Raw genomic sequence first — 22,628 nt, 5'->3', positions numbered from 1 at the left:
CAACGAAGGGCGCTTTCATAAGCATCGCCGCTGCGAGCCTGGTCGTCTGACCCGGATGCGCAGCGGCGTTTTTGTTTTTCGCCCAGGGGGAGCGACATGACAGGTCCTACGAAGTCGAACGGCAACACCATGCGCGGCGGGCTCACCCGGCGGGGCGTCCTGCGGGCCGCGTCCGCGACCGCCGTGCTGGCCGCCGCGAAGACCGCCTTCCCGTTCGGGGCGCATGTGGCCGAGGCCGCCGGCCCGGAGACCACGCGGGCGGTGCTCGGCTATATCGCGCTCACCGACGCGTCGCCCCTCATCATCGCCAAGGAGATGGGGCTGTTCGCCAAATATGGCATGCCCGATGTCGAGGTGAACAAGCAGGCGAGCTGGGGCACCACGCGCGACAATCTCGTGCTCGGCTCACAAGGGTCGGGCATTGACGGCGCGCATATCCTGACGCCGATGCCCTATCTCATCTCGGCCGGCAAGGTGACGCAGAACAACGTGCCGCTGCCGATGTACATCCTCGCCCGGCTCAATCTCGATGCGCAGGCCATCTCGGTCGCCAAGGAGTATGCGAGCCTCGGCGTCGGCGTGAATGCGGGCCCGCTCAAGGACGCGTTCGCCAAGAAGAAGGCCGCCGGCCAGGCGGCCAAGGTCGCCGTGACCTTTCCCGGCGGCACGCATGATCTCTGGATGCGGTACTGGCTCGCCTCCGCCGGCATCGATCCGGACCGGGATGTCGAGACCATCGTCGTGCCGCCGCCGCAGATGGTGGCCAACATGAAGGTCGGCACCATGGACGCGTTCTGCGTCGGCGAGCCCTGGAACGAGCAGCTCGTCAACCAGGGCATCGGCTTCACCGCCTGCAACACCGCCGAACTGTGGAACCTCCACCCCGAGAAGACCTTCGCGATGCGCGCCGACTGGGTGGACGCCAACCCGAAGGCGACCCAGGCGCTGCTGATGGCCGTGATGGAAGCCCAGCAATGGTGCGACGACATGGCGAACAAGGACCAGATGGCCGACATCATCGGCAAGCGCGCCTGGTTCAACGTGCCCAAGAAGGACATCATCGACCGCATCAAGGGCCATTACGACTACGGCAATGGCCGCGTCGAACCCAATAGCCCGCATTTCATGAAGTTCTGGCGCGATCACGCCTCCTATCCCTTTCAGAGCCATGAAGTGTGGTTCCTCACGGAAGATATTCGCTGGGGCAAGCTGCCGCCGGAGACCGACGTCAAGGCGATGGTCGCGAAGGTGAACCGGCAGGATCTGTGGAAGGACGCCGCGACCCAGCTGGGCGTGAAGGACATTCCCGCCTCCACCTCGCGCGGCGTCGAAACCTTCTTCGACGGCAAGGTCTTCGATCCCGACAAGCCCGGTGACTATCTCGCCAGCCTCACGATCAAGCGCGTCACGGCGTGAGCGCGCGCCGCAGGAGAATCGCATGAGCGTCCCGGCCCGAGACAATCTCCCGACTCTCGACAGCGCTGCCGTGCGGGAGAGCCTTCCTCTCAGCGGCGCCAATGTTGCCACCTTCCCCAAGGTTCAGGCTCTGGCGGGCACCACGACCCGTACGCGGCACCGGGGGGCGCGCCTGATAAACCTCGCGCGCAAAGTCGCGGGCGAGGTCGTGCCGCCCCTCATCCCGCTCCTTGTCCTGCTCGGCGTGTGGGAGTTGCTGTGCGCCGGCCCCGATGCGGCGCTGCCGCCGCCCTCGCGCGTGCTGGCCGATACCTGGGAACTGATTACCGACCCCTTCTACGACCGGGGCGGGCTCGACAAGGGCCTGTTCTGGCACCTGCTCGCAAGCCTCCAGCGTGTGCTTCTCGGCTACTCGCTGGCGGCGGTCGGCGGGGTGGCGGTGGGCACGCTCATCGGCCAGTCGCAATGGGCGATGCGCAGCCTCGATCCGCTGTTCCAGGTTCTGCGCACCGTGCCGCCTCTCGCCTGGCTGCCGCTGGCGCTGGCGGCGTTCAAGAGCGGCGAGCCGTCCGCGATCTTCGTGATCTTCATCACCGCGGTGTGGCCGATCATCATCAACACCGCCGTCGGCATCCGAAATATTCCCGAAGATTACCGAAATGTCGCGCGGGTGCTTCAGCTCAATCCGCTGGAATACGCTGTCAAGATCATGATCCCCGCCGCCGCGCCGTACATTTTCACGGGCCTACGCATCGGCATCGGCCTGTCTTGGCTGGCCATCGTCGCGGCGGAGATGCTGATCGGCGGCGTCGGAATCGGCTTCTTCATCTGGGATGCCTGGAACTCCTCGCTGATCAGCGACATCATCGTCGCGCTGATCTATGTCGGGATCATCGGCTTCTTCCTGGATCGTTCCGTCGCGCTGGTCGGGGTGCTCGTCACCCGCGGCACCGCCACCTCCTGAGGACCCCAGCATGGGCAGCGCCTATCTCTCCATCGAACAGGTCGGCAAGTCGTTCACGCGCGGGGGAAGCACGACGCAGGTGCTTGCCGACATCGACCTGAAGGTCGGCCGCGGCGAGTACATCTCGATCATCGGCCATTCCGGCTGCGGCAAATCCACCTTGCTCAACATTGTGGCCGGCCTCACCCCGGTAAGCACCGGCGCGGTTCTGCTCGACAATAGCGAGGTGAACGCGCCGGGCCCGGACCGTGCCGTGGTGTTCCAGAACCACTCGCTGCTGCCCTGGCTCACCGTCTACGACAATGTGCGCCTCGCGGTCGACAAGGTGTTCCGCTGCCGCAAGAGCGCAGCCGAGCGCCATGACTGGACGATGCACAATCTCGATCTTGTGCAGATGGCCCATGCCCGGACCCGGCGTCCATCGGAGATTTCCGGCGGCATGAAGCAGCGCGTCGGCATCGCCCGCGCCCTCGCCATGGAGCCCAAGGTGCTGCTGCTCGACGAGCCCTTCGGCGCGCTCGATGCGCTCACCCGCGCCCATCTCCAGGACTCGGTGATGCAAATCCACGCCAGCCTCGGCAATACGGTGATGATGATCACCCATGATGTCGACGAGGCCGTGCTGCTCTCCGACCGCATCGTGATGATGACCAACGGGCCGGCCGCGCGTATCGGCGAGATTCTTGACGTGCCCCTGGCGCGCCCCCGCGAGCGCCTCGATCTCGTGGCGGACCCGACCTATCTGCGCTGCCGGGCAGCGGTGCTGAAATTCCTCTACGAGCGTCATCGCCTGGTCGAGGCGGCGTGAGGTCGGTTATGCATCCCGCCACGCCCGAGCGCCTCCTCATCATCGGCCATGGAATGGCGAGCACGCGCCTCGTCGAGGAACTCGTGGAGCGCGCTCCCGGCCGCTTCAACATCACCCTTCTCGGTGCCGAGCCCCGCCCGGCCTATAACCGCATCCTGCTCTCGCCGGTTCTGGCGGGCGAGCGGGCGGCGGACGATATCCTCATCCATCCGGCAGACTGGTATGCCCGCCATGGCGTCGCCCTGCACTGCGGCGTCACGGCGACCGCCCTCAATGCCGGCGCGCGCCGCGTCGCGACCTCCGACGGCCGGTCGTTCGACTATGACCGGCTGGTGATCGCCACGGGGTCGAGCCCGCTCATGCCTGCGCTGCCCGGCGCCGGTCTGCCGGGTGTCGTCAGCTTTCGCGACATCGAGGATGTCGCCGCCATGCTCGACAGGGCGGGCGAGGGCCGGCAGGCCGTGGTGATTGGCGGTGGCCTGCTCGGCCTTGAGGCGGCGCATGGCCTCGCCCAACGCGGCATGGCCGTCACCGTGCTGCATCTCATGCCGCATCTGATGGAGCGCCAGCTCGACGCCGAGGCCGCCGGCCTGTTGCGCGGTGCCCTGGAAAGCCGGGGCCTGACCCTGCTCACGGGCGTGACGACGCAGGAGATTCTGGGCACCGATCACGTTTCAGGCGTGCGGCTCGCCGATGGCCGATGCCTGCCGGCCGATCTCGTCGTGCTCGCGATCGGCGTTCGGCCGCGCGTGGACCTCGCCCGCGCTGCGGGTCTCGCCGTGGCGCGCGGTATCGTCGTCGATGACGCGCTGCGCACCAGCGCGCCCGGCATCTATGCGCTTGGCGAATGCGCCGAGCACCGGGGCACCTGCCACGGGCTCGTGGCGCCGCTCTATGAGATGGCCCGTTCCCTCGCCGCTCATCTTTCGGGCTCCGAAGCGCTCTACTGTCCCGCGCCCACGGCGACACGGCTGAAGGTGAGCGGCATCGATGTGTTCTCCGCCGGCGACTTCACGGAAGGGCCAGATGTCGAGGACATTGTGCTGCGCGATTTCCGGCTGGGCCATTACGCCCGGCTGACGGTCCGCGCCGACCGCCTCGTCGGCGCCGTCCTCTATGGCAACACGGCCGACGCGCCCTTCTTCGCCGATCTCATTCAGAGCGGGCGGAGCATTTCCGCCATGCGCGACACGCTGATCTTTGGCCCGGCCTTGTGCGCGGCGGCCTGACAAATCCTGCTGAGGGTGCCCATGAGCGCGGATTTCACGGTCGAACAGAAGAACTACCTGGAGGGCTTTGTCTCCGGCATCGCGGCGTTGCGCACCTCGCGCGGCCTGCCGCCGATCGGCGGGGCGAACGGCCCCCGCGCGACCTCGCCCGCCCCATTGCCCGCGCCGGAAGGACCGGATGCGGCCGCCCATCGCGCGATGGCGCGCGTCGAGGCCGCCGGGAAGAAGCTGGCCGACGCCGAGCGCGCCAAGCGCGAGGAGCTGGGCCTCGATTCCTACCCGCGTATGGTCAAGGCCGCGCGGGAGGGCGTCTTTCCCAAGGGCCATGACGTGCTGCGCTGGCGCTATCACGGGCTGTTCTTCGTCGGCCCGACCCAGCAGAGCTACATGGTGCGGCTGCGCATCCCCAACGGGATCCTGACGCATTGGCAGCTCGCCGGGGTGGCCGATATCGCCGAGGCCCATGGCGGCCCCTATGCCCATGTCACCACCCGCGCCAACCTCCAGATCCGCGAGGTGCCGGCGGGCGATGGCATTGCCGTGCTGGAAAAGCTCGTCGGGCTCGGCCTCACCTGCAAGGGGACGGGCGCCGACAATATCCGCAACGTCACCGGCACGCCCACGGCGGGTATCGACCCGCAGGAACTGATCGACACGCGCCCCTACGCGCTGGAATGGCACCACCACATCCTCAATGAGCGGGCGATGTACGGCCTGCCGCGCAAGTTCAACGTCGCCTTCGACGGCGCCGGCCTGATCGCCGCGCTGGAGGACACCAACGACATCGGCTTCCAGGCTGTCGAGGTGAGGGAGGGCCACGGCGTCGCGCCGGGCGTGTGGTTCCGCCTCGCGCTGGGCGGGATCACCGGCCACAAGGATTTCGCCCGCGACACCGGCGTCATCGTCCCGCTGCCGGACGCCACCCGCGTCGCCGACGCCATCGTCCGCGTGTTCATCGACCGGGGCGACCGCAGCAACCGGAACAAGGCGCGGCTCAAATATGTGCTCGATGAGCTCGGCTTCGATGCCTTCCTGGCCGAGGTCGAGGCAAAGCTCGGTGCGCCGCTGACCCGTGCCCCTGCCGGCGCCATCGTCGCGCGGCCGGACGCGGGACGGCAGACCCATATCGGCGTGCACCGGCAGAAGCAGGCCGGGCTCAACTGGATCGGCATCGTCCTTCCCGTCGGGCGCATGAATGTCGACCAGATGCGCGGCATCGCCCGCATCGCGCGCGACCTCGGCGACGGCGAGCTGCGTCTCACCGTCTGGCAGAACCTGCTCATCCCGGGCGTGAAGGATGCGGACGTGCCGCTCGCCGTCGCCGCTCTGGAGGCCCTGGGCATCGGCATCTCCGCCAGCGCCGTGCGGGCGGGGCTGGTGGCGTGTACGGGGAGCGAAGGCTGCAAGTTTGCCGCCGCCCCGACCAAGCGCAACGCCGAGGAAATCGCGGCGTGGTGCGACGGGCGCATGCGCGTGGACCAGCCCGTGAACATCCATCTGACCGGCTGCCACCACTCCTGCGCCCAGCATTACATCGGCGATATCGGGCTGCTCGGTGCCCGCGTGCCTGTCTCCGACGAGGGCGACACGGTGGATGGCTACAATGTGCTGGTGGGCGGCGGCTTCGGCCCGGACGCCGCCATCGGCCGCGAGGTCTTCGCGCAGGTGAAGGCCGAGGACATGCCCCCTCTGATCGAACGCATGCTCGGGGTGTGGATGGAGAGACGGGCCTCGGCCGATGAGAGCTTTGCCCAGTTCTCCCGCCGCCACGAGGTCGCGGAGCTTGCGGCCATGTTCCGCCCGGAGATGTCGTGATGAGCGTTCAGCCGCCGCCCTTCCTGACGCCGCTTCTGCCGGACAATGCGCCCTTCAGCCCCGCCCAGCGCGCCTGGCTCAACGGCTTCTTCGCCGGTCTCCTCTCGCTTGAAGGCCAAGGCGCCGCGCCGCTCGCGCCCGAACAGGCGAAGGCGCTGATGCCGGGCGTCGATCTCGCCGCCCCGTCGGCCGGACCGGGGGACGGCGATGACGGCGCCGCCCCCTGGCACGACCCCTCGCTCCCGCTCGCCGAGCGCATGGACATGGCGGCCGGCCGTCCGCTGCGCCGGCGGATGATGGCCGCCATGGCGCAGCAGGATTGCGGCCAGTGCGGCTACAATTGCGAGGACTATTCCAACGCGCTCGCCGCCGGCAGCGAGACGCGGCTCAATCTCTGCCAGCCCGGCGGCAAGGACACGCTGCGCATGCTGAAGAAGCTGGCGGCGGAAGGTGACGGTTCGGCGGAAGCGCCCCCGCCCGCCGTGGGCGCAGCGGCGCCGGCACGGGCGGAGCACGCGGCGCCGGCGGCGCCCCAGCCGGGCTATTCGCGCGATCACCCGGTCAAGGCGACCTTTCTGTCGCGCCGCCGGCTCAACGCCGAGGCATCGGCCAAACAGACCTGGCACCTCGACTTCCGCCTTCCCGCCGGGCTCGACTATGCCGCCGGCGACAGCTTCGGCCTGCTGCCGGTGAACGCGCCCGAATTGGTCGCGGTGGTGATGGCCCGGCTCGGGCTCGCCAGCGATGCTCGCCTCGACGGGCGCCCGATACGCGACATGCTTCTGAGGGAGAAGGCGCTCGGTGCCGCGCCGGACGCGCTCTTCACCCTGCTCGCCGAGACGACGGCCGCGCCGGACGAGAAGGTGAAGCTCGCCCGCCTCGCCGAAGGGGAGGATCCCGACGGCGACCTCGACACCACCGATGTCCTCGCCGCGCTCGACAAATGCTCGGCCGTGCCTGAGGCGGGCGCCTTCCTCGCCGCCCTCGATCCCCTCCAGCCGCGGCTCTACTCCATCTCCTCAAGTCCCAAGGCGTCACCCGGCCAGCTGAGCCTGACGGTGGACACGGTGCGCTACGATGTTGGCACCCGCACGCGCCTCGGTGTCGCCTCGACCTTCCTTGCCGACCGGATCGAACCCGGCACCGAACTGCCGGTCTATGTGCAGAAGGCGCATGGTTTCGCTCTGCCGGCGTCCGGTGACGTGCCGATCATCATGGTCGGCCCCGGCACCGGTATCGCGCCCTTCCGCGCCTTCCTGCAGGAGCGGCTCGCGCTGCGGGCCACCGGCGGCGCCTGGCTGTTCTTCGGCCATCAGCGGCGCGACAGCGACTTCTTCTACGAGGAGGAACTCGAGGGCCTGCAGGCCACCGGAACGCTCACGCGCCTGTCCCTGGCCTGGTCGCGTGACGCCGGCCCCAAGGTCTATGTGCAGGACCGGATGCGGGAGGAAGGCGCGGCCCTGTTCGAATGGCTTGAGCGGGGGGCGCATTTCTACATCTGCGGCGATGCCAAGCGCATGGCGGCCGATGTCGACAAGGCGCTGCACGCCGTGGTCGAGCAGCACGGCCCCCGCGATGCCGCCGGCGCCAAGGCCTACATCGCCGCGCTGAAGGCCTCCGGTCGCTATCAGGCCGACGTGTATTGACGGGGCGACGGATGACCGCGTTCACACATCCCGCGCCGGTTCGCACCACCTGTCCCTATTGCGGCACGGGCTGCGGGGTGCTGGGGGGCGCGTCGCCCGTGACAAGGGGCGATCCGGCCCACCCGGCCAATCACGGGCGGGTCTGCACCAAAGGAGCGGCGCTGGGGGAGACGCTCGCGCTGGATCGGCGGCTGCTTCACCCGCTGGTGAAGGGCGCCCGCGCCAGCTGGGACGAGGCGCTCGATCTGGTGGCCGAGCGGTTTCGCACGGCGATTGAGACCCACGGCCCGGAATCGGTGGCCTTCTACGGCTCGGGTCAGCTTCTGACCGAGGACTATTACGTCGCCAACAAGCTGATGAAAGGCTTCATCGGCGCCGCCAACATCGACACCAATTCCCGGCTCTGCATGGCCTCCTCGGTCGCCGGCCATGTGCGCGCCTTCGGCGAGGACATCGTTCCCGGCTGCTACGAGGATCTGGACGAGGCCGACCTCGTCGTGCTCGTCGGCTCCAATGCCGCCTGGTGCCACCCGATCCTGTTCCGCCGTCTCACCGATGCACGGACCCGGCGCGGCACAAGGCTGGTGGCGATCGATCCGCGCCGCAGCGCCACCGCCGCCGATTGCGATCTGTTCCTGCCGCTCCGCCCCGGCACCGATGTGCTGCTGTTCAATGGACTTCTGGCCCATCTCGCCCGCACCGGCGCGCTCGACACGGCCTATATCGAGCGTTCGACCACGGGTTTTGCCGCCGCACTGGCCGCGGCCCGCGACGACGCGCCGGATATCGGCACGGTGGCGCGGGGCTGCGGGCTCGATCCGGCGCAGGTCGATGCTTTCTACGCCGCCTTCGCCGCGACCCGTCGCGTCGTCACCGTCTACTCGCAGGGCGTCAACCAGTCCTCGCAGGGCACCGACAAGGTCAACGCCATCATCAACTGCCATCTTGCCACCGGGCGGATCGGCGGGCCGGGGATGGGACCCTTCTCCTTCACCGGCCAGCCCAATGCGATGGGTGGGCGCGAGGTCGGGGGGCTCGCCAATCAGCTCGCCGCCCATGCCGGCTTCGCCGAGGCCGACGACCTCGCCCGCGTGCGCGATTTCTGGCGGGCCCCCCGCCTCGCCGAGCGCCCCGGGCTCAAGGCGATCGACCTGTTCACAGCGCTCGGCGAGGGCCGCATCCGCGCCCTCTGGGTGATGGGAACCAACCCGGCAGCGAGCCTTCCCGATGGCGGGCGGGTGCGGGCGGCGCTGGCGGCGTGTGACTTCCTCGTCGTCTCCGATTGCGTCGCCGACACCGACACGGCGCGCCATGCCGACGTGCTGCTGCCGGCCGCCGCCTGGGGCGAAAAGGCCGGCACCGTCACCAATTCGGAACGCCGTATCTCCCGCCAGCGCCCTTTCATGCCGCTGCCGGGCGAGGCACGGCCCGACTGGTGGATGCTGACCGAAGTCGCACGCCGCCTCGGCCATGGCGAGGCCTTCCCCTATAAGACCCCCGCGGACATCTTCCGCGAGCATGCGGCGCTGTCCGGCTTTCGCACGGGGCGCCGCCTGTTCGACATATCCGGCCTCGCCGCTCTCGCCGACGCCGCCTATGAGGCACTCGATCCCGTGCAATGGCCGGTGCCGGCCGGGCAGAAACACGGCACGGCGCGGCTGTTCACCCAGGGGCACTTCCCCACGCCGGACGGCCGGGCGCGTCTGGTTCCCGTCCGGCAGGCGGCAGTGGTCAACGCCCCCTCCCGCCTGGCGCCGCTGGTACTGAACACCGGGCGGCTGCGCGACCAGTGGCACACCATGACCCGGACCGGCGAGGTGCCGCGCCTGAGGATGCAGGCGCCCGAGGCCTTCGTGGCCGTTCATCCCGCGGACGCGGCGGCGGCCGGGCTGCGGGCGGGCGCCCTGGCCGAGGTCACGAGCGCCTGGGGCAGGGCGGTCGCTCGGGTCAGCATCAGCGATGACGTCGCGACCGGCCAGATTTTCATGCCGATGCACTGGACGGACGAGGCCATGCCCGGCGGGTCACCCGGCCGGGTGGTCAATCCGGCCTGCGACCCGATCTCCGGCCAGCCGGAGCTGAAGCACACGCCCGTACGGCTCGCCCCGGTGGCGCTGGGCTGGGAGGGGCTGCTCCTCTCGCGCCGCCGCCTGCGGCCCGAGGCGATCGAGCATTGGTCGCGCACGCCCATCGAGGGCGGGTACGCCTACCGGCTCGCCGGTTCGGGATCGGTGAGGCTCGGCCTTGATCGCGTGTGCGCCCTTCTCGGCGACCGCGGCGGGCGGGCCGAACTGAGCGATGCAAAGCGCGGCGTGTTCCGCTGTTTGACAACGGATGAGACGGGCCGGCTGCTCGATTGCCTGATGATGGGCGCGCCCGGCACGCTGCCCGATCCGGGCTGGCTGCTCGCGACCTTCGCCTCCGACGCGCCGCTGGAGGCGCGCACCCGCCGCAACCTGCTGGCCGCGCGCGGCGGCGATCCCGTGCCGGCGACCGGGGACATTGTCTGTTCGTGCTTCGGCGTCAGTGCCGACGCGATCCTCGACGCGGTCCGCGCGGGTTCCTGCACGACGGCCGAGCTCGGCACGGCCCTGAAATGCGGCACGAATTGCGGCTCCTGTCTTCCCGAGTTGCGCCAGTTCCTTGCGGTTGAGCCAGGCATCCAACCAAGCGAGCAGCCATGCCCTTCCTTGTCCTGACCCTGGTGCTCGTGCTCGCCGTCACCCTCAGCTTGCCGAGCTTTCTGGTTCTGCTGGGGGGACAGAATGAGCGGGTATCTCCCGTGACGGCCACGTTGGGGACCTCGGCGCTGATGGGTTCGCTGCTGCTTCTCGGCACCCAATCGGGCTGGGCCTATGCCACGGTCGCGCTGGCCGCGGCCCTTGCCTTCGAGCGCTTCGTCTACGCGCCGCGCGCCTATGTCGCCTACGCCCTTGGCGCTGGCGCCGGCTTCGCTCTCCTGCTCACCGGGATCGCCATGGGCGGAGGGCCGACCGAAGCCCGCTGGGCCTCGGGCGTTTCCGCGCCCCGCGCCGTGAGCGCCCCATCCGCCCCTAGGATGGTGCAGGCTGTGGCATCGCCTCTCTACAGCAAGTACTGAGCCGGCCGGGTGAGACCAAGACATGGCTGGAGCCCTCGCCCTTGTCGGGACACCGCGCGGCAAGATAAACCCGAACGAAGCTCTGATGGCTTGGGCAAGCCGGCCTTGAACACAAACCAACTTGAAGCGCTGCCCTTTGGCCGCTGAGCGACCATTTGAAGCGCGGCAAACTCGCGCGTCGCAATTTCGAATACACGCCGCCAGAAAGTGGTGACATCGTCGTCCGGGACGAGACTGTAAGCTCTGCGAGCTTGCTCAACGACCCCAAGGAGGAGGCCTGCGCGATAATTGGCTCGGTCCCGTCCAAATCTGCGTAAAAAGGGGGTGGTACAGTGATCAAGCGTCAACAGATTTAATTGAGGCGCTACTGAACCTAATTTCGTCTCGAGGCTGTATCGATCAGGCTCACAATTTCGTCCCTCAACTTCCGTCTTTCTGATGCCAAACCCTCCTCCGCTAGAATTCGGGGCCAATCCGGCCCGAGCCGGCTGTCCGTCACCTGAAAACCCTCCACTAGAAGACGATCCAAGGCCCCGCACCAGCATTTGTCGTCGTCCGAGAGGCGATAAAACCCTGCCTCGGCGAGAAGGAGCTTTACGGTTAGCGGGAAGGCAAATGATGCGGCGATGACGTGCTGCCACGGAGTCCAGTTTCTACTTTCTCCGTTGCCCGGCCCGTGATGCACAAACGAGCTTCGTGTTTCGTAAAGTTCCTTCGCCCACTTCATGTGGACAGGATTGCGGCGTTGCTCCGGGGCATATTTCTGAAGAGCGCCGGCATCCGGTTGGAGGCCGGCTTGCTGTAGCGTCGTCCGGGTGTATTGCGACCATAGGAGCCCGAAGTTGGTGGCAAGGCTGTGCGCTCCCTTGTCGTCCGGGTCTATGAGGCGCGAATAGGCGAGTGCAAGGAGCATTGCAGACGGATGGGATATGAGGTCGGGCACCTCTGAGACGCCGAGAATGAAGAAGGGTAACGCGGCGTCGATCCTTTCAAAAACGGGCGCACCGACGGCCCGTGCCGCTACCAAGGCAGCTAGAAACTCTTCGGACGGCGCCGGGTAGATATCGTGCGGAATCATCAGAGGGGCCTGAAAGGTCACATCTGAAAAACTCCACCCGCCATCGAGCGTTTGGCCATCTCGGCGCTGCCTGACGATGCAGATGCCGTCCTCGCCCGGCGTCATCCTCTGCACCGGGCTCACGAACATCGCACCGTTTAGGTGGGCACGGCTCTGGAAGAACTTCTGCTCAGCGAGACAGGCCAAGGCGAGAATTTGCCTGTCAGAGTTCACTCGTTCCCGAGCGCCTTGGTCCTCAGGCGTCTTCCAAGTCCATTCATCTCCTTGCCGATGAAGGGCCACCGTAAATCCCCGCAGGCGGTGCCCACGGGCGTCGCGATAGCGGCGCAGGATCAACGCCACGGTTGCGCCGGTCGCGCCGGGGAGCCAGCGCCGGACCGTTCTTCCGGTAACTGGCACGAATGCCGTTCCGTCCACGATGACTGAATCGGAAAGAAGTAGCCAAGGCAGGATCGTTAAATCGCCTTGCCCGCCCTCTTCTCGTGCCCTTATGACCATTCCCGTCCCCAGCGCGGTGGCGATCCTGCGGGAAGGCTATCCCAATAGTGCTGGAACGAGAACGCCGACGGGAACCTACAATCCGCGCGTCGACACCACGCGGCGTGTGAAGGACCTGACTAACGCGGACATGAACAAGGCCCTCAAGGACATCATGGCCGGCACAACCCGAGCCACGCTCAAGACGAAGAGCCTACGCTGCAAGGCCATCGTGCGGTTCGACATCCGCTCAAGTCGCTGAGGCGTCGTCTGCGTGGCGGATCGTGATCACGGCGCCAGGATGGGCATCGCTCACGGTGAGTGTCGCATCCAGATTTCGGGTCAGCGCCTCGACGATCCGGGAGCCAAGCCCCGGCTTGGGAGCATCCGTCCCGGTCTGCAGGCCGATGCCGTCATCGGAAACCGACAGTACCCAGTTCTTGCCCGACGAGCGGTAGTCGATCGCGATCCGGCCCTTTGCCTGATCGGGAAAGGCATGCTTCAGCGCATTGATGACGAGTTCCGTGACGATCAGCCCCAGGCTGACGGAGCTGGCCGCCTCGACGGCACTGTCATCCGCCGACACGATGATCGACAACCGATCCGGATCGGCAATCATCGAGGCGCCGAGGCTCTCGCACAGTTGGGTAAAATAGTTCCGAAGCTCAACCTGCCCTGTGTCCGAGGCGGCGAGGTGCTTCTGAACCGCCGCGATGGAGATGACCCGGAAATGGGCGTTCTGGAGGTGCCCGCGCGCTTCCTCCGACTGAACCTGCCGGGCGCTCTGCATGAGCACGCTAGCAATGATCTGGAGGCTGTTCGCCACCCGATGCTGGATTTCCTGCAGCAGGATCGCTTTCTCCCGCACGAGGTCTTCGCGCTGCCGCGTCTCGGCGCGTGCGTCGGTGACGTCGCTCACGGCCATGAGCAGACGGGTTCGATCCATGTCCCCATCTTCCAGCCGGCGTGCATTGATCACCAGGCGCCGTAAGCTGTGACCCGGCCGCACAAGGTCCATTTCATAAGCATCGATACCGGAGCCCCCTGCCGCCACGGCCTTGAGAAGCGAAGCCAGCGTGGGCAGGCCCCATTCCCCGTGCCCCAGCTGGCTCAGCCGGCGACCCGGGACCGTCCCCGGATCGATCTGGAAGGCGCGGCAGAAAGATGTGCTGGCGGCAATGAGCGTCTGGTCTGCGTTCAGGAACAAGAGCGGCTCGTTCGACGAAGCCACGACTGCAATTGTGCTCGCGGCCTCTAAATGGGCTGTCGATCCCAGTGTCACAGCCTATGCTTTCATGAGCCGAAGACGCGCGGGGCGTGTCATCACTCGGCGGTGCCGGCCCCGTTCACCGCTCGGGCTGGCGCTGGTCGGAACCCTAGCACATCGGCTGACGTCTTGCCGGTATTTTGGCGGTGGCGCAACGTGCGCGCGTAGTGCTGGGGTCGGCGCACAGGTTTCGGGGCGGGGCAGGGGGCAGCTTATCGCGTGCCCTGCCACAAGAGTAGCTCGTGCGACCGGCCATCGAGGGCAATGCGCACCGGCCCCTCCGGCAGCGGCCCGCGCCGGCCGTCCAGCACCAGGCCCGGTGCCCCGTCCGCCTCCGCCGATCCTGAGCGCACCTCGATGTGCCACACGGTCCCGTCGAGGCGCACCGTGGCCGAGTAGCCCGGCCACGTGGAAGGAAGACAAGGCTCCAGCAAAAGCCACTCGCCCTGCCGTCTCAGGCCGAGCAGGCCCTCAAGGCCGGCCCGCTGCATCCAGCCGGCCGAACCCGTGTACCAGGACCAGCCGCCCCGGCCCACATGGGGCGCCACCGAATAGACATCGGCCGCGACCACATAGGGCTCGACCTTGTAGCGCTCCCTCTCTTCCGGGGTACGGGCGTGATTGATCGGGTTGAGCAGCGAGAGCAGCGCGTGCGCCCGGTCGCCGGACCCAAGCTTGGCGAAGGCCAGAACCGCCCACATGGCGGCGTGGGTGTATTGCCCGCCATTCTCGCGCAGGCCCGGCGGGTAGCCCTTGATATAGCCGGGATCGAGCGGCGTCCGGTCGAAGGGCGGCGTGAACAGGGGGGCGATCCCGTCCTCCGGTCGGACCAGGTGGCGCTGGAGGGAGGCCATGGCCGCCTCGGCCCGCGGCCCGTCCGCCGCGCCGGAGAGGACGGCCCAGGATTGTGCGATGGAATCGATGCGGCATTCCGCGTTGAGTTTCGAGCCCAGCCACGTGCCGTCGTCGAAGGTGGCGCGGCGATACCATTCGCCGTCCCAGGCCGAGCGCTCGATGGACCTGGTCACCGATTGCGCATGGGCCCGCCAGCGGCTTGCGCGCGCGGGATCGCGCGCTTCAGCCAGGGGCGCGAACAGCTCGATGGTGCGGATGAGCAGCCAGCCGAGCCAGACGCTCTCGCCCTTTCCACCCTCGCCGACACGGTTCATGCCGTCGTTCCAGTCGCCGGTTCCCATGAGCGGCATGCCAAGCGCGCCGGTGCGCGCCACCGCGCGATCGAGAGCACGCGCGCAGTGCTCGAACAGGGTTGCCCGCTCCTCGGAGGGCATGGGCTGGAAGAAGGCGTCGTGCTGGCCCGGTTGTAGGGCCGGCCCCTCAAGGAAGGGAATGACCTCGTCCAGGATCGAGGCATCCGCCGTGGATTCGATATAGGTCGCGGTGGCGAAGGCCAGCCACACCACGTCGTCGGAAATAGCGGTGCGCACGCCCTGCCCCGTTTGCGGCAGCCACCAGTGCTGGACGTCGCCTTCGACGAACTGCCGGCCGGCGGCACGCACGATGTGGGCGCGTGTCTCCGCAGGCAGGGCCAGCGTCAGGGCCATGCCGTCCTGCAACTGGTCACGGAAGCCATAGGCGCCGCTGGCCTGATAGAAGCCGGAGCGCGCGGTGATGCGGCAGGCGAGTGTCTGATACAGCAGCCAGCCATTCAGCATGATGTCCATGGCCCGGTCCGGCGTCTTCACCTGCACGGCTCCCAGCACCTGCGTCCAGTGCGCCGTCACCGCGGCCAACACCGCGTCGAGGTCGGCCTGACGGTAGGCGGTGATCAACGCGCGGGTCTGCTCAACGGACGCACCCTGCCCGAGGAACGCGACCACTTCGATGCTTTCGCCAATGCCGAGCTCCACGACCGTCTGAAGGGCGGCACACGGATCGAGGCCCGCGCCGGTGATGCCGGAGAGGGGCCGACTGCTGGCGAGGCCGAGCGGCGCGGCGAGGCTGCCGCCGCGGCCCAGAAACTCGGTGCGGTCCGCCGTCCAGGCGGTCTGCCGCCCGCACAGATCGACAAAGGCGACACGGGAGCCGAAGGCCGTGCTCCAGCGGTTGCGCGCCAGCATCGCGCCGCTGTGCGGATCGATCTCGGTAAGAATGAAGGGGGCGGACGCCCCGCGCGACGTACCGAGGACCCAATCCGCGTAGGCGGTGACGGAGAGCCGCCGCGGCCGGCCGGAGAGGTTGGAGAGTGTCAGGCGCGATATCTTGATCGGGTCGTCCAGCGGCACGAACTGCAGCAGGTCGAGGCCGAGGCCGTTCGACTCATGGGAAAAGCGGCTGTAGCCGAAGCCGTGCCGGGCCACATAGGTCCCTGTATCACGCAAGGGTTGCGCAGTAGGGCTCCACAGCTCACCCGTGGCCTCGTCGCGGACATAGAAGGCCTCGCCGGGGGGATCCACGACAGGATCGTTCGACCATTGGGTCAACTGGTTCTCGCGGCTGTTGCCCGCCCAGCTGAAGCCGCTGCCCTCGGCTGAGACCTGAAAGCCGAAGCCCGCATTGGCGATCACGTTGATCCAGGGCGCTGGGGTTGTGTCGCCGTTGGCAAGGACGGTGACATATTCGCGCCCGTCCTTGTCGAAGCCGCCCAGCCCATTGAAATACTCAAGCGCCAGCGGCGGGCGTTTCGCTTTCGCCTGCGCCTGCGCCTGCGCCGGCCGGGCGGGCCGGAGCGGCAGCGGCGCCCCGGATGCGCGGCCGATCCGGGCAAGCTGGTCGGCCAGCGGGCCACCCCGGGCCAACAACACCACGCGCGCGGCGGATTGCAGGAGCTCGCGGGACTCCAGGCTCATGAGATCGGCCCGCAGCACATGCACAGCCCCCAAGACCTGCGCGTCGCCCAATGGCGGGCGGGACTCCTGGGTCCGTGCGGCCGTCTCGATGGCAATCTGCAGGTCCTGCACATAGGAGGCCGCGCGCTCGTTGACGATGACGATGTCGATGGCGAGGCGCTTCATCCGCCAATATTCGCGGGCGCGCAGCAATTGCCGAACCTGGGCGATGTCCTCAATTTCATCAATGCGCATGAGCACGATCGGCAGGTCGCCGGAGATGGAATGCTGCCACAGACCGGATTGTGGCCCGGCACCGCGCACGATGATGTCGGAGGCGGACCTGAACCGGCGGTCCATACAGAGCAGCGGCGCGGCGAGCCGCTGGAAATCCGAGGCCTCGGCGAGATCCACGTCGATGTGGCGCAGCTGCACCTGCGCCTGCGTCCAGGCCAGCGTTCGGGCTCGGTCGAAGGCATTGCGGTCATGATGGGCGTCGATGAGGCCCATCAGTTCCTCGCGCGTCGACGCCACCACCGTCCAGAAGGCGATGCGGGCGCTCCGGCCCGGTGCGATGCGCACGCTCTGGCGCAGCGAGAAGATGGGATCGAGCACCGTGCCGACAGTTTCGGAGAGCGGCGCGCCGTCCGTGATGGCGCGGGCCGTCGCAACGGTGCGACCACGGCCAACGAAGCGGGCGCGGTCGGTCTCATATTGCGGGTCGCCAGCGCTCTCGCCTTCCACCACCATAAAGTGCGCCGCCCAGATGCGCGGCTCGCCCGGCGCGCGAGGTCGCCGTGTCGCGACGAGGGCGCCGAATTCCGGCAGGTGCTCGGTCTCGACGAACATCTTGGCGAAGGCCGGGTGGGCCGTGTCGATGGCGGGTGTCGTGAGGACCAGCTCGGCATAGGAGGTCAGCTCGATCTCCCGCGCGCGTCGACCGGTATTGCTCAGGCAAACCCGCCGCACCTCGCCATTGTGCTCACCGGAGACGATCACATCCATGGTGGTGGTGAGGCCGGCATCCTGGCGGATGAACTCGGCATGGTCCTCGCCGAACAGGACATCTCCATGCGCGTCATCGCCACCCTGCGGCTGGCTGGCCGCGGACCACGAGGTGCCGCGCCTCAGGTCCCGCAGGAAGATGAAGGACCCCCAGTCATCGCGGGTGGCGTCCTCGTGCCAGCGTGTCACCGCAATGTCGCGCCAGCGGCTGTAGCCGCCGCCCGCTGCTGTCAGCATGACGGCGTAGCTTCCGTTCGACAGCAGATGCGTTACCGGCGGACCTGACAGGGGCAATGTCAGGTGGCGCACGGTGGTTGAGTCGTCCCGGGCCGCCATCGCGGCGGCACGGACCTCTTCCGCGCGCGGGCGGGCGATGAAGACATCGCGCGGTGACCGTTCCTGGAGCAGCAATTCGCTGGCGCGGATAATGGGCTCGCGGTGAAAACGGTTCCGCATTTCGCCGTCCCGCAGCGTATTGGCAACGGCAACAATGGTCATGCCCTGGTGGTGGGCCATGAAGCTGCGGACGATTGCGGCATCCTCGCCGTCGGGCACGCGGTTGCGCGTGAAGTCGAGGGCTTCATAGAAGCCATAGCGCCCGCGCGCTCCCATCTCGGCGAGACGGTCATAGTTTCGGACCGCGTGCTCGGGCGAGACCATACTGGCCAGGCCCGTCGCATAGGGCGCAACGACGATATTCTCGGACAGGCCACGCTTGAGGCCGAGCCCGGGGACGCCGAAATTGCCATATTGATAAGTAAATTCAATGTCCCGCGCATTGTAGGCGGACTCGGACATTCCCCACGGCACGCCAAGGGACCGGCCATAGGCCTGCTGCCGCTCCACCACCAGGCGGCTCGTCTGTTCGAGCAGGCTGCCACTCGGTGCCCGCATTACCAGCGAGGGCATGAGATATTCAAACATCGACCCCGACCAGGAGATCAACGCGGACGCATTGCCCAGCGGCGTGGCGAGGCGCCCGAGCCGGAACCAGTGGCGGGTGGGCGCGTCCCCCTTGGCGATGGCGAACAGGCTGGCCAGCCGGGCCTCGGAGGCCAGCAGGTCATAGCAACTCGGATCGAGGCCATTCTCGGTCAGCGCATAGCCGATGGACAGCAGCTTGCGCTCGGGATCCAGCAGGAAGGCGAAGTCCATCTCCAGCGCCATGGCGCGGGCGGTGGCGGCGAGCGCGGTGAGCCGCGCGGGAGTGTCTTCACCTACGCCCGGCGTACGCAGGCGAAGGCGATCCTGGTCATGGCTGTTGACCGCCCGTCCGATGGCTTCGATCCAGAAAGCCACGTCCGCCGATGGATCCTCCCCCGTCGCCGGCGCGACCTGAAGCGCCAGCCGGGACGCCTTGTCCACCAGGCGCTTCAGCACCGGTGTCATCACCTCCACGGTCTGGGTACCCGTTAACTGCCCATCGATTTCAGCCAGCACCTCCTCCAGGGCCCGGGCAGAGGGGCTGCCCGCGCCCGGCAGCGCGGCACAGGCCAAACGCGCCAGCGCAAGGGTGTCGGCAATGCCCTGCAAGGCGTCGGGGGCGAGCGGCGCCTGGACCCATTCCTCGCACGCATTGGCCAGCGTGATGAGATGTCCCGCAAGATTGCCGCTGTCCACCGACGAGACATAGTCGGGGGGCAGGGGCGCGAGATCTCGGGTGCCGTACCAGTTGAAGAAGTGTCCCCGGAAACGGGGCAACTTATTCAAAGTGGCGAATGTGGCTTCCAGCCGTTCGAGCGTCTCGATCGTCCCCGCCCAGCCGAAATCCCGCGCGGCCACTGCCGAGAGCAGATAGAGGCCCATATTGGTGGGCGATGTCCGGTGCGCGAGAACGGGCCGTGGCACTTCCTGGAAATTGTCAGGGGGCAGCATGTTGTCGTCGGGCGTGACGAACGTCTCGAAATAGCGCCAGGTGCGCCGGGCGATCAGCCGCAAGGCGATGGCATCGGGCGGATCGATGGCTAGGCGGACGGGCACGCTGGGCGAGCGGCTGACCGCCAGGGCCACGGCCGGCGCGGCGAGCCAGAGCAGCGCGAGAGGCAGGATCAGCGGCCACGTGCCGGGCGCCAGCAGCAGCGCGCCTGCGGCCGCGAACGTCACGAGCCCCATGCCCCCGGCCATTTGCCGGCCGAAGCCCGAAAGGGTCAGGCGCGGCCCCGCCGAGGATGTCGCCGCCGTGGTCCATTCCAGGAGATGGCGGCGCGTCACAAACAGCCGCACGAGGGTGCGGACGGCCGCATCTGCGGCGGACCAGGCCTGATCCGCCAGGAAGGTGAGGGACAGAAAGGTCTGCGAGGCCGCGAGCCTGAGGTCGTCCAGCACCTGAAGAAAGTGGCTGCGCACGCGCAGACCGGGGCGGCGCGGCATGAAGTTGAAGAGCACCGGCAGGAGAGCGGGCACCGCAAGGGCGAAAACCAGGAGCGCGGTGCCGGTGAGCGCGGCCGGCAGGGGAAACAGCCAGCACAGCCAAAGCGCAAGGAACGTAAACGGAGCGAGCAGCGCGCGCCGCAGATTGTCGAGCATCTTCCAGCGGCCGACCGGCATCACGACGCTCGGCACCGCGCGCCCGCCGATCAGCCAGGGCAGAAGCTGCCAGTCGCCGCGCATCCAGCGGTGCTGCCGACGGGCAACCACGTCGTAGCGGGACGGGAATTCTTCCACGACCTCCACGTCCGAGGCCAATCCGGCGCGGGCGAACATGCCCTCGAGAAGGTCGTGGCTGAGCAGCGTGTTGTCCGGAATGCGTCCTGCCAGCGATGCCTCGAAGGAATCCACCTCATAGATGCCCTTGCCGGTGTAGGAGCCCTCGCCGAAGAGGTCCTGATAGACGTCGGAGACGGCCGCCGCATAAGGGTCCATGCCACCGCCACCGGAGATGACCCGCTGGTAGAAAGACCCCTCGCGGCCAACGGGCAAGGAGGGGGTCACGCGCGGCTGGAGAATGCCGTAGCCCCCCGTCACCCGCTGCGCGGCCGGGTCGAAGATCGGACGGTTGAGGGGATGCGCCATCTTGCCGATGAGCCGGAGCGCCGCATCCCGTGGCAGCCGTGTATCGGCGTCGAGCGTGATCACGTAGCGCACATCCGCCGGCACCCAGGGGGCACGGCCGGCGATGGCCATGAACGAGGTATCCTGCGCGCCGCGCAGCAGGCGGTTCAATTCGTGCAGCTTGCCGCGCTTGCGCTCCCATCCCATCCATTTGCCTTCGCCCGCATTGAAGCGGCGATGCCGGTGCAGGAGGAGAAAGCGGTCGCCGGCCGGGCCGGGGCCATGGCGCTGGTTGAGGTGCGCGATCGCCTGCGCCGCCTGTTCCAGCAGCGGGGCATCGGACGGCAGAATCTCCTCGTCGGCGTCCGGGAAGTCCGACAGCAGCGCAAAGACGAGGTCGCCGGCGGCGCCTGAAAGATAGTGGACTTCGAGCTGCTCGATCTGCTCTTCCAGATCCGCCGCATGGGTCAGCAGGGTCGGCACCGCCACAAGCGTGCGCAGAGAGGCGGGAACTCCCTCCGCAAGCTCGAGGCCCGGCAGGCTGGCGCAGCCGAACAGCCACGCCACGCCCCGGTTCACCAGCGCCGTCGCCACCTCGCTGGCCGGAAGCAGGCCCACAAACCCGAAGACGGCGAGCCAGATACCGGAGAGGCCAGCCGCGGAAACCGCCCAGAGCGCCAGGGCCAGGAGGCCGAGCGTCACCGCCAGGATGGTCGCCACATAGCCGATGATGCCCAGGCGGATGCTCAGGCGCGTGAGCCGAACCTTGGCCGGTGGACGAAAGCCGATCGTGGCCTCGAACGCCGCCCGGCCATGGCCGATGAGGTGGTGACCGGGGTCGCCGGCGGGTTCACCGACGCCGCCCAGGGCGGCGGGCGAGGCCGCCGCGGCCGCCAAGGCCAGGCCGGCAACTTCCAGCTCCGTCACCGGCGAATGGCGGGCAAGCTGTTCGATTGCGCCCCGGTAGAGGTCGCGTGTCGGAAAATCCATCGCCGCAAAGGCACTGTCCGCCCGCAGGCGCCTGTCGACGAGGCTGATGCTTTCGAACAGATCGGCCCAGTCGATGTCGGAGATCAGGCGCATGCTGGTGATGACGTTGCGCACGCTGACATTGGAGGCACCAAGCCGTTGCTGAGCCTGCTGGACGACGCTCTCCATCGAGGCGCCCTGTGCGGCGAGGCGGGCCTCCAGCCAGGTGAGGCCGGGGGTGGTGCGGGGATCCTGGTCCCGCAGCCGCTTGGAGAGCTGCGCGGCGAACACCTCGTCCAACGGCTCCGAGGAGCGTGTGAGGAAATCCGCGTCAAGCGCCCCGGAGGCGTCGCCCGCGGCAAGCAGCTGATTGGCCAGAAGGTCGGCCTCGCGCCGCCACTGGCGCCCGGCGGTGATCTGGTCGGCAAGGCGCCGCAAATTCTCCACCAGAACGATGCGCAGGCTGATGGCCACGGCCCATAATTCGCCAATCGTCAGGGGCTGAATCTGCTGGTAGGCCGCGAGAAAGCGGCGCAGCATTTCAGGGTCGAAATAGCTGTCCGTATGCGCCACATAGGCCCAGGCGAGGCCGATCACACGGGGATAGCCCGCCAGGGGGCCGTCCGCGAGCTTGGGCAATTGCCGGTAATAGCCGATGGGCAGGTCATCGCGGATTTCACGGACCTGCTCTTCCACCAGATGATAATTGTCCAGGAGCCATTCTGCGGCCGGCACGATCGGTCGCCCGCCTTCCGCATCCGCCGCCGTTTTGCGATAGGCGGAAAGGAGAACGGAGACATTTTCCTTCAGCCGCCCATTCAGGGGCGGCACCTTGGGCGGTCGGGATGTGACGGGCTGAGCGGCCGCCAGGCTGCGCGCGTGCTGTTCCAGGCGCTCGGCGCCGAACAACTCCTCGCGGATCGGCCGCGGATCAGCCCAGAGCGGGCGTTTCGGATTCAGGCCGATGGCAGCGGAAAGGAAATGAAGCGGATGTGAAAAGCGTTCGGCGCGCGCGGTCATGCCCGAAGGCCAGCTTGGAGCGACAGGGCCGCCCCCGCAGGCTGATGAAGGGCGACC

At 67.9% G+C, this 22,628-nt stretch carries 12 protein-coding genes; 9 read left to right on the top strand and 3 right to left on the bottom strand.

Features of this window, described 5'->3' with window-relative positions:
• The first annotated feature begins 96 nt into the window (after positions 1–96).
• From ACP2AH_RS15085 to ACP2AH_RS15050, 8 genes are read left to right on the top strand one after another with little or no spacing between them, the layout of a single operon-like run.
• Entirely contained in the window at positions 97–1,416 is a 1,320-nt protein-coding gene (locus ACP2AH_RS15085) for a CmpA/NrtA family ABC transporter substrate-binding protein (protein ID WP_425106548.1), read from the top strand.
• A gap of 22 nt (positions 1,417–1,438) precedes the next feature.
• Complete coding sequence (ntrB, locus tag ACP2AH_RS15080; protein WP_425106547.1) at positions 1,439–2,380, top strand: nitrate ABC transporter permease; 942 nt, start codon at positions 1,439–1,441, stop codon at positions 2,378–2,380.
• 10 nt (positions 2,381–2,390) lie between these two features.
• Complete coding sequence (locus ACP2AH_RS15075; protein ID WP_425106546.1) at positions 2,391–3,188, top strand: ABC transporter ATP-binding protein; 798 nt, start codon at positions 2,391–2,393, stop codon at positions 3,186–3,188.
• A gap of 8 nt (positions 3,189–3,196) precedes the next feature.
• A complete protein-coding gene (locus tag ACP2AH_RS15070) occupies positions 3,197–4,417 on the top strand; it encodes an NAD(P)/FAD-dependent oxidoreductase (protein WP_425106545.1) in 1,221 nt (406 codons plus the stop codon).
• A 21-nt stretch (positions 4,418–4,438) separates the two neighbouring features.
• A complete protein-coding gene (locus ACP2AH_RS15065; protein ID WP_425106544.1) occupies positions 4,439–6,232 on the top strand; it encodes a NirA family protein in 1,794 nt (597 codons plus the stop codon).
• Positions 6,232–7,878: a sulfite reductase subunit alpha gene (locus ACP2AH_RS15060; RefSeq protein ID WP_425106543.1), complete on the top strand. Its 1,647-nt coding sequence runs from the start codon at positions 6,232–6,234 to the stop codon at positions 7,876–7,878. The genes ACP2AH_RS15065 and ACP2AH_RS15060 overlap by 1 nt, the downstream gene beginning before the upstream one ends.
• 11 nt (positions 7,879–7,889) lie before the next feature.
• On the top strand, positions 7,890–10,577 hold the full coding sequence (locus ACP2AH_RS15055; protein ID WP_425106542.1) for a molybdopterin-dependent oxidoreductase: 2,688 nt from the start codon (positions 7,890–7,892) through the stop codon (positions 10,575–10,577).
• Positions 10,559–10,978, top strand: a complete 420-nt coding sequence (locus tag ACP2AH_RS15050) for a hypothetical protein (protein WP_425106541.1) — start codon at positions 10,559–10,561, stop codon at positions 10,976–10,978. The genes ACP2AH_RS15055 and ACP2AH_RS15050 overlap by 19 nt, the downstream gene beginning before the upstream one ends.
• A 373-nt stretch (positions 10,979–11,351) precedes the next feature.
• Here ACP2AH_RS15050 and ACP2AH_RS15045 read toward each other — a convergent pair whose 3' ends face one another.
• On the bottom strand, positions 11,352–12,554 hold the full coding sequence (locus ACP2AH_RS15045) for a hypothetical protein (protein ID WP_425106540.1): 1,203 nt from the start codon (positions 12,552–12,554) through the stop codon (positions 11,352–11,354).
• Between ACP2AH_RS15045 and ACP2AH_RS15040 the strand changes: the two genes are divergently transcribed.
• Positions 12,547–12,795 (top strand): hypothetical protein, encoded by a 249-nt coding sequence (locus ACP2AH_RS15040; RefSeq protein WP_425106539.1) that lies wholly within the window; start codon positions 12,547–12,549, stop codon positions 12,793–12,795. The two genes, ACP2AH_RS15045 and ACP2AH_RS15040, sit on opposite strands and share 8 nt — an antisense overlap.
• Here ACP2AH_RS15040 and ACP2AH_RS15035 read toward each other — a convergent pair.
• Together ACP2AH_RS15035 and ACP2AH_RS15030 are read right to left on the bottom strand one after the other, a co-directional pair.
• A complete protein-coding gene (locus tag ACP2AH_RS15035) occupies positions 12,784–13,815 on the bottom strand; it encodes a sensor histidine kinase (protein WP_425106538.1) in 1,032 nt (343 codons plus the stop codon). The two genes, ACP2AH_RS15040 and ACP2AH_RS15035, sit on opposite strands and share 12 nt — an antisense overlap.
• Before the next feature lie 197 nt (positions 13,816–14,012).
• The gene (locus ACP2AH_RS15030; RefSeq protein WP_425106537.1) at positions 14,013–22,571 is read right to left on the bottom strand and encodes a GH36-type glycosyl hydrolase domain-containing protein; all 8,559 of its coding nucleotides are present in this window, start codon (positions 22,569–22,571) and stop codon (positions 14,013–14,015) included.
• Positions 22,572–22,628: the final 57 nt, after the last annotated feature.

The sequence above is a fragment of the Ancylobacter sp. genome, assembly GCF_965249975.1.
In the GTDB taxonomy this organism is placed as follows: domain Bacteria; phylum Pseudomonadota; class Alphaproteobacteria; order Rhizobiales; family Xanthobacteraceae; genus Ancylobacter.
The sequence above is the reverse complement of the archived record's forward strand: the minus strand, read 5'-3'. Positions and strand labels throughout refer to the sequence as shown.

What these genes read in the sequence shown, in the direction of transcription:
- ACP2AH_RS15085 (WP_425106548.1), top strand. Translation starts at nt 97, where the DNA reads ATGACAGGTCCTACGAAGTCGAACGGCAACACCATGCGCGGCGGGCTC.
- ntrB (WP_425106547.1), top strand. Translation starts at nt 1,439, where the DNA reads ATGAGCGTCCCGGCCCGAGACAATCTCCCGACTCTCGACAGCGCTGCC.
- ACP2AH_RS15075 (WP_425106546.1), top strand. Translation starts at nt 2,391, where the DNA reads ATGGGCAGCGCCTATCTCTCCATCGAACAGGTCGGCAAGTCGTTCACG.
- ACP2AH_RS15070 (WP_425106545.1), top strand. Translation starts at nt 3,197, where the DNA reads ATGCATCCCGCCACGCCCGAGCGCCTCCTCATCATCGGCCATGGAATG.
- ACP2AH_RS15065 (WP_425106544.1), top strand. Translation starts at nt 4,439, where the DNA reads ATGAGCGCGGATTTCACGGTCGAACAGAAGAACTACCTGGAGGGCTTT.
- ACP2AH_RS15060 (WP_425106543.1), top strand. Translation starts at nt 6,232, where the DNA reads ATGAGCGTTCAGCCGCCGCCCTTCCTGACGCCGCTTCTGCCGGACAAT.
- ACP2AH_RS15055 (WP_425106542.1), top strand. Translation starts at nt 7,890, where the DNA reads ATGACCGCGTTCACACATCCCGCGCCGGTTCGCACCACCTGTCCCTAT.
- ACP2AH_RS15050 (WP_425106541.1), top strand. Translation starts at nt 10,559, where the DNA reads ATGCCCTTCCTTGTCCTGACCCTGGTGCTCGTGCTCGCCGTCACCCTC.
- ACP2AH_RS15040 (WP_425106539.1), top strand. Translation starts at nt 12,547, where the DNA reads ATGACCATTCCCGTCCCCAGCGCGGTGGCGATCCTGCGGGAAGGCTAT.
- ACP2AH_RS15045 (WP_425106540.1), bottom strand. Translation starts at nt 12,554, where the DNA reads ATGGTCATAAGGGCACGAGAAGAGGGCGGGCAAGGCGATTTAACGATC.
- ACP2AH_RS15030 (WP_425106537.1), bottom strand. Translation starts at nt 22,571, where the DNA reads ATGACCGCGCGCGCCGAACGCTTTTCACATCCGCTTCATTTCCTTTCC.